Consider the following 13,862-nt stretch of genomic DNA (forward strand, 5'->3'; position numbering starts at 1 on the left):
ATTAAGCCAGATTCCATAAAAAAGGAATACAGAATTAACTCGCCGTCTGGAAACGCTGAGCGTCGCGCAGGGCATTTTCGGCCATAGCGCGTAAGCCCGGATGTTCGGGCTTCATGGCCGAAAGATCGGCGAAAACCTGATGGGCTTTCTTGTACAGCGGCCCGGCCTGATCATAGTCACCCTGCATTTCGCGCGTCTGGGCCAGCCGCGCCACCGTGATGGCGTGGGCCGAGCGCGCCGCCACATCATCGGGCCTGAGATAGGCGGTGGTTTCGTGCAGGCGGCTCAGTTCTTCGAGCGCATCGCCACCCGCTTTCACATCGCCGGATTTCAGCATCAGGTCGGCATAGGGAGCCAGCAGTTCGGCGCGCGTCACCGGATCGCTGATGACGCCGAGCGCGCGGGCGATAGCCACAGGCTGTTTGGCGGTGTCGCCCGCCATCTGATAGCGGCGCGCCAGATAGAGGTGGATATTGGCGTCGGACGGATCGAGCGCCGAGACATGCTCATAGGCGTTCATGGCACGCGCATCATCGCGGCCCATATGCAGGGCGCCGACAATGCGCCACAGCTCGGCCGCCTGAGCGGTCAGGCCAGCGGCGGCCAGGCTGGCGGCGTGGCTTTGCAGGCTGCTTGACGCGCCCGACAGATCGCCACCGGCAATGGCCTGAAACGCCTGTGTGCTTTGCGGTGACGGATCATAATAGAGGTGGGCGATGCGCACGCTCAGTTCATCGGCGGCGATGGCGCGGGTGGCATCGGGCCACACCGACAGGGCGGTTTGCACGGCCTGACGGATCTCGGCCTCGTCATCAACCGCGGCGGGGCCGACCGTTGCAGGCTCGGCCAAGGGCGCTGCCTCTGATGTTTCCGCTGATGTCGCCTCAGGCGCAGCGTCGTGCGCCGTCTCCGTCAGTCCGGCTTTCGGTATCATGTCTTGCGCCACCTCTTCCGGTGTTTCGACCGGCATGGTGACAAAGGCGGGCGCGCTGTCCTCAGGCGTTTGCGGGGCAAAGCGCAGGGTGGAATTGATGACCGCATTCATATCGCCTGCCGGGGCATGAACCACCGGATCGGGGGCCTCGGCTAGCAGGGCGGCTGCGAGCGGATCATGTGCCGAGTCTGGCGCGACTTCTGGTGGCGTCATCTCGGCGGCGGCCAGATCGGGATGGGGGCCATCGGGGCGGATGGGGATGATCTGGGCTGACGGTGAATGCACATGCAGGCCGTGCGTGGTGTTCAGCGCTGCCGTCGCGTCGAAGGTGGCGGTTTCAACCAGCGGCACCTGACTCATAAAGCTGTCGGAGGCATTATCATGGAAGATCGGATCGTGAAAAATCGCCGGTTCGAGCGAGTCAACGCCCAGGGCTGGCGTCATCCGGGCGGGCGCGGTCATGGCCGGGCCAGTGCTTTCGGGGGGGGCGGGTTCGGTGAGGGCGCTCTCGACTGGGGCGCTCTCCAGCGGTTCGGACGGCGGACTGACGATGCGGCTGGCGTCGAATTTCAGATTGCCGCGCGGCGGGCGCGGTTCGCTTTGCGCTGCCGGAGCCGCTGATACAGCGTCCTCGGCGAAGGCGGCGGGCGCTGCCGTTTCACTGGTGAAGGCGCTGGATGGCATTGTATGGCGGCGGGGCTGGCGAACCGGCAGAAGTGTGCGCGCTGTGCCGATCACGCCGATGACGAGCAGAACCACACCGACGGCAAACACACCCGACCAGGTGAGGGTGGTGCGCGCCCAGCCGATCCAGTCTTCGGGATAGGGGCTGAGCAGCGGGGCGCGGCCCGCATAGAGGGCCACCGCGCAGATGGCGAGCGCCAGCAGGGCGAGGGCGATAAAGGCCGCCGGACCGCTTTTGCGCGGTGTGTGCGCGCCAGCTTCAGCCCTAACCGTGGCGTCCAGACTCATATCCGTACTGTTCATGCCAGCCCCCGCGCTGTTCTTCATAAAACATTAACCTCAGCTTCGGCCTTATGGCAACGTAATCTTGTTATGCTGTGCCAGATGGAGCCGTTTGCTCGTCCTGCGCGTTGAATGTGCAACTTTCCGGCCATTTTCGGATGACGCCCCGTCACAGGTCGCTTGCATGGCGCGTCACTTGCGGATAGAACCGAACATATGAAGAACATGACTCGGATTCTCGGACTCGATCCCGGCCTGCGCAAGCTGGGCTGGGGCCTTATCGATGTCGAGGGGGCGCGCCTGTCATGGGTGGCGCACGGGGTCATCGAGCCGCCGGTGGAGGCCGATCTGGCCGTGCGCCTGCTGCACCTGTTTGACGGGGTGGGCGCCGTGATCGCCGAATGGTCGCCCGATGAGGCGGCGATTGAGGAAACCTTCGTCAATATGAATCCGTCATCGACGCTTAAGCTCGGCCATGCCCGCGCCGCCGCCATGCTGGCTCCGGCGAAAGCGGGGATTATGGTGGCCGAATATGCCGCGCTCGACATCAAGAAATCGGTGGTGGGAGCCGGACGCGCCGAAAAGGATCAGGTGATGTTCATGGTCAGGCGGCTCCTGCCCAAGGCCGCCGAGATGAAGTCTGACGCCGCCGATGCTCTGGCCTGCGCCATCACCCATGCCCATAAGCGCAAGATGCAAAACCTGAAGAGGTTACTCGCATGATCGGGCGGTTACGCGGTTTGCTGCTCGAACGCGGCGATGAAGAGGCGCTCGTTGAATGCGCGGGCGTCGGCTATATTGTGCGTTGTGGTATTCGCACGCTGTCCAGCCTGCCCGAACTGGGCTCTGAGGTGATTGTGCATATCGAAAGCCAGACGCGTGAAGACGGCACGCGGCTGTACGGCTTTCTCGACAAGGACGAGCGCAAGACCTTCGAGGCGCTGCTGGGTGTGCAGGGCGTGGGCCCCAAGGCGGCTTTGTCGGTGCTCGACGTGCTGACGCCGGGCCAGTTGGCGCAGGCGGTGGCGCAGGAAGATAAGACCAGTGTCGGTCGCGCCAATGGGGTGGGGCCGAAGCTGGCCCAGCGCATCGTGATCGAACTGAAGGGCAAGGTGCTGATGAATGGCGATTTTTCAGCCCTGACCCTGACGCCCGCCCGGCCTGCGCCGCCATCTGTGCAGGGCGAGAGCGTGGCGGCCCTGATCGGGCTGGGCATTGCCGAACAGCAGGCGCGCGTGGCGGTCGATACGGCGGCCAGAACCCTTGGCGATGAGGCCGAATTACCGGCCCTGATCCGCGCTGCACTGAAGGCGCTCGGCAAATGAGTTCGGCCCGCATCCTGTCCGGCGACGCCAGCGAAGATTTTGAGGAACGCGCGCAGGACCGCGCCCTGCGTCCGCAATCGTTTGAGGATTTCGTCGGTCAGGCCCCGCTCAAGGCCAATCTGAAAGTGTTCGTTTCTGCCGCCGCCTCGCGCCGCGAAGCCCTCGATCATGTGCTTTTCTATGGCCCGCCGGGGCTGGGCAAGACGACTTTGGCGCAGATTGTGGCGCGCGAACTGGGGGTGGGGTTTCGCGCCACATCGGGGCCGGTTCTGGCCAAGGCGGGCGATCTGGCGGCCATATTGTCCAATCTCGAAGCCAATGATGTCCTGTTCATCGACGAAATCCACCGCCTCAGTCCGGCGGTTGAGGAAATCCTCTATCCGGCGATGGAAGACTATGTGCTGGATCTGATCATCGGTGATGGCCCGGCGGCGCGCACGGTGCGCATCGATCTGGCGCCGTTTACGCTGGTCGGGGCCACGACGCGGGCGGGGCTGTTGTCAACGCCTTTGCGCGACCGGTTTGGCATACCTTTGCGGCTCGAATTCTATACGCCCGAAGAACTGGTGCGCGTGGTGATGGGCACGGCGCGCAAGATGGGCGCGCCGATTTCGGAAGACGGGGCGCTCGAAATCGCCTCACGGTCACGCGGCACGCCGCGCGTGGCGGGCCGGCTGCTGCGCCGGGTGCGCGATTTTGCCGCCGCCGATGGGGATGAAACCATTGATAAAAAGGCAGCGGCGAAGGCGCTGGCGCGGCTGGAGGTCGATCCGTCGGGCCTTGATCATTCCGACCGGCGCTATCTGAAGGCGCTGATCGAGAATTATGGCGGCGGGCCTGTGGGCCTGGAAACCCTGTCGGCAGCTATCGCCGAGGCGCGCGATGCGGTAGAGGATATGATCGAACCCTATCTGTTGCAGCAGGGCTTTATTCAGCGCACCCAGCGCGGCCGCATGGCCTGCGCCCGCGCCTGGATGCACCTTGGTCTGACGCCACCCGCCCAGCCGCCCGCCAGCGGCGATCTCTTTGATAGTTGATTTTTCAACGCTGACATGTAACCCCGACCCCCATGCCCACGTATAATTCCGAGGACTGGCAGAACTGGATGCGCGCGGCGCAGGGCGGCGACGCGGCTGCCTATCGCAAACTGCTGACGGCCCTGCATCCCTGGCTGTTGGCCTATTTCCGGCGGCGCTTAAGGGGTAGCGACGGCGAAGACCTGGTACAGATGACGCTTTTGAGTTTGCATGAAAAACGCCACACCTATGATTCCGACGCGCCCTTCCTGCCGTGGATCGCGGCGGTGGCGCGCCACAAGCTGATCGACTATGTGCGTAAAAACAGCCGCCATGTCCATGTGGAACTGACCGAGGCGCTGGGCCTCGATGACGGGATGCAGCCCGATATGGCGGCGCGCGACGTGGCCGTTTTGCTGCGTCAGCTACCCAAGGATCAGGCGCGCATCATTACCCTGCAAAAGATCGACGGCTTAAGCGTCGATGAGGTGTCGCGCCTGACCGGTAAAAGTGCGGCCTCGGTCAAGGTGATCGTGCATCGCGGCCTGAAGCGGCTGCGCGGTTTCGTAGGCACACGCGCAGAGGAGGCGGGCGATGAATAATGACAGGATCGAACGCCTGACCGAAACTCTGGCGCAGGATCTGAAGCCGGTGCGGCCCATGCGCAATGGCCGCCTGTGGATCGGCGCTCTGGTCGGGCTGGCCGTGGCCGTGGCCTATATTCTCATCTTCTATCATGCGCGTCTGCCCGTGGCGGCCCTGATGCGCGGCCAATGGCTGGGCAATCCGATGGCGGTGCTCAAGCCTTTGATGTTCCTCGTTCTGGGCCTCGCTGCCCTGTGGGCTGTCAGCGATTTGTCGCGCCCGGAAGGACGGCTGAAATTTCGTTTTTTTGTGCCGCTGCTGATCATCGGCGGGCTGGTGCTGGGCGGTTTCGGGCTGGAATGGCTGGCCTATGGCGGCCACGATTTCAAAGACTGGCTGAGTGGCGGCGTCGTGGTCTGCTACACCACCATCCTGTGCGGCGGCATGGTGGGCCTGATCGTGATGTGGCGCTTCTGGCTGCGCCGCTCGGCCACCAGCCAGCCTCTGGCCCTGGGTGCGATGAGCGGACTGGCCACGGCCTCGCTAATGGCGGCGGCCTATGCCCTGCATTGCGACGGCGATGCGCCGGTCTATCTGCTGGTCGTCTATGGTGGCGCGGTGGCGATTTTTACCGGAATCGCCACCCTGCTGGGACGGCGTTTCCTGCGCTGGTAAGCTTAAGCCTGACCCGTCTTCATCCTTTTTAGTTTCTTGACGGATTTATCAACCCGTCTTCATCAAGGCCGCTCGGATCGGCAGGAAGCGGTCATTGAACGGCAATATGCCCGCGCCGCGCGCCGCCGCATCGACGGCCAGTTCGGCGCGTTTGACCGGGGCGATGCGCTTGATGCGGTCGCCATAGCCTGCAAGCCGCGTATTGAGGCGCGTACATAGCTTTTCGATAAAGGCGGCAGGCAGGCGACCGCCGATGAAATGGGCTTCGGGATCGATGGCGCAGTTCATGACCAGACACGGCATGGCCAGATGGTCGGCGGCACGGTCGAGCCAGGCGTCGATACGCGCCTTGCCTGCTTCGCTGAGATTTTCCAGATCGTCTGGCGTGCTGACATCAAAGCCGCCCTTGCGCAAATCATCGTAAAGCGCATAGAGCGACACCATGTCTTCGAGGGTTTTTTCCTGACCGGCTTCGTTTTTGACGGGCAGAAAACCGATCTCGCCCGAACGGCCTTCGGCACCGCGATAATAGTGGCCGTCAATGACCAGTCCGCCGCCCAGACCTGCGCTGATGATGGTGTAGATAAAGCTGCGATGTTGCAGGCCGTGGCCGAACTGCATCTCGCCGATCGAGGCCGCCGCCGCATCGTTTTCGACATAGACGGGCACGGGCAGGATCTCGGCAAACAGAGCCGCCACATCGATTTCCGACCAGATCTGGTAGGCGTCGGGGCGATTGGCCACCGGCACGCGGCCCAGATCATCGGGAATGCCGATGCCGATGCCGATCAGCCGCTCGCTGTCGATGACCTTGTCGGCGATAATGGTTTCAACCTCGGCGCGGAAGAAGGCGATCACCTCCTGCGGCATGGCGAAATGGACTTCGCGGCAGACGCGGGCGCGCACATTGCCGATAAAATCCAGCGCCACAATGGCAATATGGTCGCGGTCGATATTGAGGCCAATCGAAAAGGCGGCGTCGGGATTGACCACCAGCTTGGTGGCGGGCTGGCCGCGTCCGCCCAGTTGGCGTCCGGCCTTCAAAATCATGCCGTCATCGAGCAGGCGCTTGGTGATATTGGCAATGGCCGGTGCGGTCAGGCCGGTCAGGTCGGCAATGTCGGCGCGGGTGATCGGGCCGCCCGCCGCCCGCACCGCTTGCAGAGTCACCCGCTGATTATGATCGCCGGCGCGTTCGAGATTGGTGCCCGACAGCGATTCGCCCAGAGCATGGACTCGTGGCCCGGAGCGGCTGCCGCCGCTTCTCTCATCAGCACCCATAATGGCCCTCCCCGGGGCAGTTCCAGCATAAAGTCAGGCCGCCCGTTTGTGCGATGTATCGCACCTGCGCGTCCACATCAACAAGGATAGCCAGACACAAGTCTATAGGCTCGAAGCTGAGGAATTGTAAGATATATTTTGCTGGCTCAACAGAGGTTGAGCCGCCGATCTTCGCAGGGACGGGATCAGGTTTTGAAGAAGGACAGTTCGACCGCCTCATCAACCAGATTGAGATTGGCCTGAACCAGATCGATGAATTCATGCAGGCCCGAAGCGATGATATGGCTGGCGCTGGAGGTTTCGATGGTGCGGATCAGGATGGCCATTTCGGCGCGGGCGCGGTTGGGCGTTGTGGCGGCGTGATCCAGCGCATCCAGATCGCGGGCGGCCTCGTGCAGGCAGAACAGCACCGAACGCGGAAAAGCGTGTGAAAACAGCAAGAAGGCGGTGACGTCGCGGTAATTGATCGAATGATATTGCTGGCGGTACATTTCGAGCGCGTGCACCGATTTGAGCACAGCCCCCCATTGCACGGCGTCATAGGCGGTGTCGGCGGCATGGTGGCGCGGTGACAGCAGGAAATATTTGACATCGAGCAGTCTTGCCGTCTTGTCGGCGCGTTCCAGCATCTGGCCGATATGGGCGAACTGCCAGCCCTGTTCGCGGCTCATCGTATTGTACATCAGGCCGGTGAGCAGGTGGCCGGACTGGCGCACCTCCTTGTAATAGTCCTGAAGATCGGCCACCGAACGCTTGCGGCTGTGCGCCTGGGTCAGGTGGTAGAGCGCATTGATCTTTTCCCACATCTCCACCGGGATCACTTCGCGCACCGTGCGGGCGTTTTCACGGGCGCGATAGATGGAGGACAGGATGGAATTGGGATTCTGGGCGTCGAAGGTCAGGAAGCGCACCACCGAGCGCTCATCGGCGGCCTTGTAGCGGCTGTAAAAATCCTCGTCATCGCCCGAAGCCGAGATCAGCGGGTGCCATTGCTGCGAATCATCGGGCAGGGCCAGGTCGAGCGTCAGGTGGCTGTTGACGTCGATGAAGCGGGCCACATTGTCGGCGCGTTCCAGATAGCGGGCCATCCAGTAGAGGGAGTTGGCGACACGGCTCAGCATGAGGTGGATTCCCACTCTTTTCTGTAAACGGGGCAGATGTCAGACAGCGCAAGGGGCAGACGCAGAGGATGCCCCGATGTCCGCGATCCCCCTTCCGGCGAGACAAGCTCGCCACCTTCCCCGTAAACGGGGAAGGATGTGAAGATTTTGGCCCCGTAAACGGGGAAGGATGTGAAGATTCTGGCCGTGTAACCGGAGGACGTAAAAACGGATTTCATTGGCCCGCCTCGTCTTCCAGTACCCCATCGTCTTCCAAGACCCATGTGTCTTTGGAGCCGCCGCCCTGGCTGGAATTGACGACCAGCGAGCCTTTTTTCAGCGCCACGCGCGTCAGGCCGCCGGGCAGGGTGAAGATGTTTTCGCCGTACAGCGAATAGGGGCGGAAATCGACGTGGCGGCCTTCGATGGCATTGCCGATCAGAGTGGGGCAGCGCGACAGGGACAGGGTGGGCTGGGCGATATAGTCGCGCGGTTTGGCGCGGATGAGATCGGCGAAAACCTGCTGTTCGGCCCTGGTCGATTTCGGCCCGATCAACATGCCGTAGCCGCCTGATAGATTGACCGCCTTGACCACCAGCTCATCGAGATGCTCCAGCACATAATCGCGGTCGGATTTTTCCTCGCAGATATAGGTCGGCACATTATTGGCCAGCGCCTCTTCGCCGAGGTAATATTTGATGATGCGCGGCACATAGGCGTAGATCGCCTTGTCGTCGGCAATGCCGGTGCCGGGGGCATTGGCCAAAGCCACATTGCCCTTGCGATAGGTACCCATCAGGCCGGGCACGCCGAGCAGGGATTCCGGTTTGAACACCAGCGGATCGAGGAACTCGTCGTCGATGCGGCGGTAAATGACATCGACGCGCTGCAAGCCTTCGGTGGTCTGCATATAGACGACATCGTCCTCGACCAGCAGGTCGGAGCCCTGGGCCAGTGGTACGCCCATCTGCTGGGCCAGATAGGCGTGCTCGAAATAGGCCGAATTATAGATGCCCGGCGTCAGCACGATGATATTGGGGCCGTGCGGTGCATCCTTAGCGGCTTCGGGGGCGATATAGTTCAGCATCCGGTACAGGTGATCGCCATAGTCGGAGACGGGCCGCACCTTCATGGTGTGGAAGGCGTCGGGCAGGATACTTTTCAAAACGGCGCGGTTTTCCAGCACATAGGAAATGCCCGATGGGCAGCGCAGATTATCTTCGAGCACGAAAAATTCGCCGCTGCCGTCGCGCACGAAATCGGTGCCGGAAATATGCGTCCAGATGCCCTTCGGCGGTTGCAGCCCTTCGCAAGGCTTGAGATAGCAGGCCGAGGAAAAGATCATTTCGGCGGGAATAATGCCGTCCCTGATGATCTTCTGGTCGTTGTAAATATCGTCGATGAACAGGTTGAGCGCCATGATGCGCTGGCGGATGCCGCGTTCCAGCCGCGTCCAGTCGGCGTGGGACACCATGCGCGGGATGATGTCGAACGGCAGGATTTTTTCCGCGCCCTTCTTGTCGCCATACACATTGAAGGTATTGCCCGACTGGTAAAGGATGTTTTCCGCCAGCTTCTGCCTGCGTTTCAGTTCGTTACGGCTGAGGGCGTTCAGCCGCTCGATCAGCGGGGAGGCGCTGGGGTGTGGCGCGCCGTCCTCCGCAAAGAGCTCGTCGTAGAATCCGTTCGTCTGGTAGGTTTCTAGAGTCAAAGCCTTAAATCCGTCGCTGGCAGCCCCGATCCGGCGATGGATGCGAGGCTTAAAGTTACATCAGTGGAAAACCTCGTTCATCGTGACCTGCACCCGCAAGGTTTCCTTGCCGCCGCCCCGGTAGATCGTGCCGGAGGTCGGGGTGGCGTCCAGATAATTGCGCCCGCAGGCGACGCGGACATGATCCTGCGCCACCAGGCAGCCATTGGTGGGGTCAAAGCCCCGCCAGCCTAAATAGGGGATATAGATTTCCACCCAGGCGTGGCTGGCGTCGGACTGTATCTTGTTCTCGTAATTGGCGCCGGTAAACACATAGCCCATCCGGTAGCGCGCCGGCACGCCGAGCAGGCGCGCCAGACAGATAAACAGGTTGGCGAAATCCTGGCAGACACCTTCGCGCGAGGCATAGACCTCGAAGGCCGTGGTGCGCAAAGAGGTGGTGCCCGGCACATAGCGGTAATCGCGGTAGATGGTCTGGTTGATGTCGTTCAGCGTGTCCATCAGGTGACGGCCATTGCGCTCGGCGAAGCTCATGGCGTAGGTCATGAGTTCGCTGATCTGCGTTTCCGGCAGTTCCGGCGGCAACAGATAGGGATCCATCATCTTGCGCTGCCACGGCATCATCGAAAGCGGCGCGGCCAGTTGCCGCCGGTCGGGCGACAGGTCATCGCGCATGACGGCGAAGATCTTGACCAGCGAGCGGCACGACACGGTCAGCTTCCTGTAGGGTTTGATGATGCTGTAATGCATGATCTGGTTGCCGAACACGTCCTCAAAGCCCATATCCTCGCCTTCCGACGACAGGCTTAAGGTCGAGTTGACGACCTCCTGCACCGCGTCCTCGACCGGCATCAGGCGGAAGATATGGGTCGAGTGATCGACCTCTTTTTCGTAGCTGTATTCGGTGGAATGCACCACATCATACAGGCGGTAGGTCAGGGGCGAGCCATCGGCGGCATGGGTTTGCGAGCGGATATTGAGGATATTGTGCTGAACGCTCTTTGATTGTTGCAGGCTGCTCAGGATCGATAATTGCTGGGCCTGCGCCTGCTGATCGGCAAAGGCCAGCAGGCCCTGCTGCGGCACGACGCCTTGCAGGCGGCCCTCGTGCTCATGATCGGCCTGCTGCGGCGGCGATGTCTTGCCGGCCTTCTTGTTCGTCCATTGCAGCGCACCGCGCCGGGCGATGATCAGTTGCCCCTTCTGCATCGGCGTCCAGTCGCCCTTATCGAATGGCGTCGAGGAAAAGACCAGCGAGGTGCGGAAGGTGTCGCGCGGATTATTGAGCGCGAAGGCGGCGAAATCGGCATGGTAGCCGCGCGCGGCGTGCGGCGGTTTCAGGCGGGCATAATAGAGCTGGGTGTCCGATTGCGAGCCATAAAAGGCGGCCACGGTCAGGCCGTCGGAAATGACCATATCGGCGGAGCCGAGATCATCGAGCTGCAAAAACCAGCTCAACAGCACCTGATGATCGACATCGGCCAGGCTGCGCGCGCCGTAATCCTGCACCTTGCCGAGCAGAAAGCAGAAGGCCAGTTCGGAATCGGTGCGGCCCATCGGTTCGAGGAAGATCGACTTGTTGAAATGCAGCTTGGCCAGCGCCGTCTTGTCGAGGTCGCCATTGTGCATGAACAGCCAGTCCTGACCGGCGAAGCTGCGCGAAAAGGGCTGGGTTTCGAGGTGGGTATAGCCGGACGCCGCGCCGCGCACCTTGCAGAAGAAGACGGTGGAACGAAACGAATCCCAGTCGTGCATCGCGCCTTTCAGCGAGGCGGTGTCGCGCGCGGCGGGATCCTTGGCGACGATGGCAGCCTTGGTGTCGCCCGGATACCAGCTTAAGCCCCAGCCGAGTGTATGGTCGCCGCGCTGCGGGCCCTGACTAAATTTGAGATCAATCGCCGGTGAACTCAGACCGTCGAAACTGAAAGCGAGAATGTCACTCGATATCGCGCTCAAGAAACTCTTCCTCATCCTGCCCCGCAAGGTAAAGTGATGTTACCTTGCAAGAACATGCTGCAATGCAACTAGACTTTTTTAATTTCAGGTTGTCTAGTCCTGTTTGGGACGAGCATGACACTTTTTTTTAGATTTCGTAACAGGATTGTTGCGGACGTGTCATGATCGGTCGTGAATTTCAGCTTGGATCGGGGTTCTGCTCTATGAGTATTTTGGCTGCGCTGCACCATGTGACCGACTATCATTACGACCGGCCCATCCAGTTGGGGATGCAGACGATCCGGCTGCGCCCAGCCCCCCATGCCCGCGCCCATATCCAGTCCTACGCGCTGAAGATCGAGCCGGAAAACCACTTCATCAACTGGCAGCAGGATCCGTTTGGCAACTGGCTGGCGCGCGTGGTCTTTCCCGAACGCACCACCCGATTCCGCGTCGAGGTCGATCTGGTCACCGAAATCCGGGTGTTTAATCCGTTCGACTTTTTCCTCGAACCCGAAGCCGAAAAAGCGCCCTTCGCCTATCAGGAGGGTTTGCGCGAAGAACTGGCCCCCTATCTGGAGATCAAGGAGTCCGATCCGCTGCTGATGGCTTATGTCAACGCCATCAGCGATGAACCGATCGGCACGGTCGATTATCTGGTGGCGCTCAATCAAAGGCTCAACGCCGATCTCGGCTATACGATCCGTCTGGAGCCGGGTGTCCAGACCTGTGAGCAGACCCTGTCGCTGAAAAGCGGTTCTTGCCGTGACATGGCCTGGCTGGCCTGCCAGATTTTGCGTCACAAGGGGCTGGCCACGCGCTTTGCCTCAGGCTACCTGATCCAGTTGAAGGCCGATGTGAAGTCGCTCGACGGCCCTTCCGGCACCGAGGTCGATTTCACCGACCTGCACGCCTGGTGCGAGGTCTATCTGCCGGGGGCGGGCTGGATCGGTATTGATCCGACGTCAGGGCTTTTCACCGGCGAAGGCCATATCCCTCTGTGCTGCACGCCCAATCCCGGTTCGGCCGCGCCGATTTCGGGCAAGCTGGAAAAGGCCGTCGCCGAACTGAATCACGAGATGAGCGTGACGCGCATCTTGGAGAGCCGCCGCGTCACCAAGCCCTATTCCGACGGCGAATGGCAGGCCATCGACAAGCTGGGTCACAAGGTCGATCAGCGCCTGACCGCGCAAGATGTGCGCCTGACTATGGGCGGTGAGCCGACCTTTGTGTCGCTTGATGACCGCACGGGCGACGAATGGCATTTCACGGCCCTGTCCGACAACAAGAAAAAGCTGGGCTTTGATCTGTTTCAGCGCCTGACGAAAAACTTTGCCAAGGGGGCGCTGGCGCAACACGCACAAGGCAAGTGGTATCCGGGCGAAATTCTGCCGCGCTGGGCGATGAACGCCTTCTGGCGCAACGACGGCCAGCCGATCTGGCTCAATCCTGACCTGCTGGCCGATCCGCAAGCTTCAGGCGCGTTACAGCCCGATGCGGCGGGCGATTTCCTGCGCCAACTGGCCGAGACTCTGGGGGTGGGCGAGGGCTATGTCCTGCCCGCCTATGAGGATATTCCTTACCTTTTGTGGAAGGAGCAGCGCATCCCGGTCGAGGACGAAATGCTCGAAGCCGATCTTTATGAGGCGACCGAGCGCAAGCGCCTGCAAGCGAAGCTGGATGACAATGTCGGCAAGCCAACCGGCTATGTGCTGCCGCTGATGTTTTCGGCGGTCAGCGATGGCTGGATGAGCCATAGGTGGACGTTCCGCACCGAGAAAATGCTGCTGATACCGGGCGATTCGCCGGTGGGCCTGCGCCTGCCGCTCGGCGCCCTGCCGGTGGTGGAACCGAAACTTTTGGCGGCGCACCTGTTTCCGGAACGCTCGCCCTTTGCGGCCACGGACACCTTGCCGGACGCAGCGCAGGCTGTGGCGCGGTATGGGGGAAAGGCCCCCTCCGGCGCGACGGCGCGCGCCACCTCCCCCGTACGCTTCGCTACAGGGGAGGAAGGGACGAACGGCCTTGTCCGCTCGGCCCTGTGCGCCGAGGTGCGCGGCGGCAAGCTGTGCCTGTTCCTGCCGCCGCTCTCCTATATCGAGCACTATCTCGACCTGATCCACGCCATCGAGGCCGTGGCGGCAAGGCTGGCCCTGCCGGTGGTGATCGAAGGCTATGCCCCGCCGCGCGATCACCGCGTCGAAAGCCTGTCGGTGACGCCCGATCCCGGCGTGATCGAGGTCAATATCCAGCCCGCCAAATCGTGGGACGAGCTGAAAACCATTATCACCACAGTCTATGACGAGGCGCGGCTGTCGCGGCTGGTGGCCGATA

11 protein-coding genes are annotated in these 13,862 nt (G+C 61.7%); 6 read left to right on the forward strand and 5 right to left on the reverse strand.

The window, feature by feature from the left end; genetic code table 11:
• Positions 1 to 34: 34 nt before the first annotated feature.
• Positions 35 to 1,921, reverse strand: coding sequence for a tetratricopeptide repeat protein (locus QB905_RS13370; protein WP_282975521.1), 1,887 nt, complete (start codon positions 1,919 to 1,921; stop codon positions 35 to 37).
• Between the two features lie 195 nt (positions 1,922 to 2,116).
• Here QB905_RS13370 and ruvC point away from each other — a divergent pair, with 195 nt between their 5' ends.
• The 5 genes from ruvC to QB905_RS13395 are packed head-to-tail and all read left to right on the forward strand — an operon-like array spanning position 2,117 to position 5,501.
• Complete coding sequence (gene ruvC, locus QB905_RS13375; RefSeq protein WP_282975522.1) at positions 2,117 to 2,623, forward strand: crossover junction endodeoxyribonuclease RuvC; 507 nt, start codon at positions 2,117 to 2,119, stop codon at positions 2,621 to 2,623.
• Complete coding sequence (gene ruvA / locus QB905_RS13380) at positions 2,620 to 3,225, forward strand: Holliday junction branch migration protein RuvA (protein WP_282975523.1); 606 nt, start codon at positions 2,620 to 2,622, stop codon at positions 3,223 to 3,225. Before ruvC ends, ruvA begins: the two co-directional genes overlap by 4 nt.
• On the forward strand, positions 3,222 to 4,262 hold the full coding sequence (ruvB, locus tag QB905_RS13385) for a Holliday junction branch migration DNA helicase RuvB (RefSeq protein WP_282975524.1): 1,041 nt from the start codon (positions 3,222 to 3,224) through the stop codon (positions 4,260 to 4,262). Before ruvA ends, ruvB begins: the two co-directional genes overlap by 4 nt.
• Positions 4,263 to 4,294: 32 nt before the next feature.
• Positions 4,295 to 4,843, forward strand: coding sequence for a sigma-70 family RNA polymerase sigma factor (locus QB905_RS13390; protein ID WP_282975525.1), 549 nt, complete (start codon positions 4,295 to 4,297; stop codon positions 4,841 to 4,843).
• Complete coding sequence (locus QB905_RS13395) at positions 4,836 to 5,501, forward strand: DUF1109 domain-containing protein (protein WP_282975527.1); 666 nt, start codon at positions 4,836 to 4,838, stop codon at positions 5,499 to 5,501. Before QB905_RS13390 ends, QB905_RS13395 begins: the two co-directional genes overlap by 8 nt.
• A 48-nt stretch (positions 5,502 to 5,549) precedes the next feature.
• Here QB905_RS13395 and QB905_RS13400 read toward each other — a convergent pair whose 3' ends face one another.
• From QB905_RS13400 to QB905_RS13415, 4 genes are all read right to left on the reverse strand, one after another.
• On the reverse strand, positions 5,550 to 6,782 hold the full coding sequence (locus QB905_RS13400) for an ROK family transcriptional regulator (protein ID WP_282975528.1): 1,233 nt from the start codon (positions 6,780 to 6,782) through the stop codon (positions 5,550 to 5,552).
• Between the two features lie 185 nt (positions 6,783 to 6,967).
• Complete coding sequence (locus tag QB905_RS13405) at positions 6,968 to 7,903, reverse strand: alpha-E domain-containing protein (protein WP_282975529.1); 936 nt, start codon at positions 7,901 to 7,903, stop codon at positions 6,968 to 6,970.
• A 214-nt stretch (positions 7,904 to 8,117) separates the two neighbouring features.
• Complete coding sequence (locus QB905_RS13410; RefSeq protein WP_282975530.1) at positions 8,118 to 9,593, reverse strand: circularly permuted type 2 ATP-grasp protein; 1,476 nt, start codon at positions 9,591 to 9,593, stop codon at positions 8,118 to 8,120.
• A gap of 60 nt (positions 9,594 to 9,653) precedes the next feature.
• Positions 9,654 to 11,549 (reverse strand): class II glutamine amidotransferase, encoded by a 1,896-nt coding sequence (locus QB905_RS13415; RefSeq protein WP_282975531.1) that lies wholly within the window; start codon positions 11,547 to 11,549, stop codon positions 9,654 to 9,656.
• A gap of 203 nt (positions 11,550 to 11,752) precedes the next feature.
• Between QB905_RS13415 and QB905_RS13420 the strand changes: the two genes are divergently transcribed.
• On the forward strand, positions 11,753 to 13,862 hold a 2,110-nt coding region (locus tag QB905_RS13420; RefSeq protein WP_282975532.1), incomplete at its 3' end, for a transglutaminase family protein.

Source organism: Asticcacaulis sp. EMRT-3 (genome assembly GCF_030027245.1).
Taxonomy (GTDB): domain Bacteria; phylum Pseudomonadota; class Alphaproteobacteria; order Caulobacterales; family Caulobacteraceae; genus Asticcacaulis.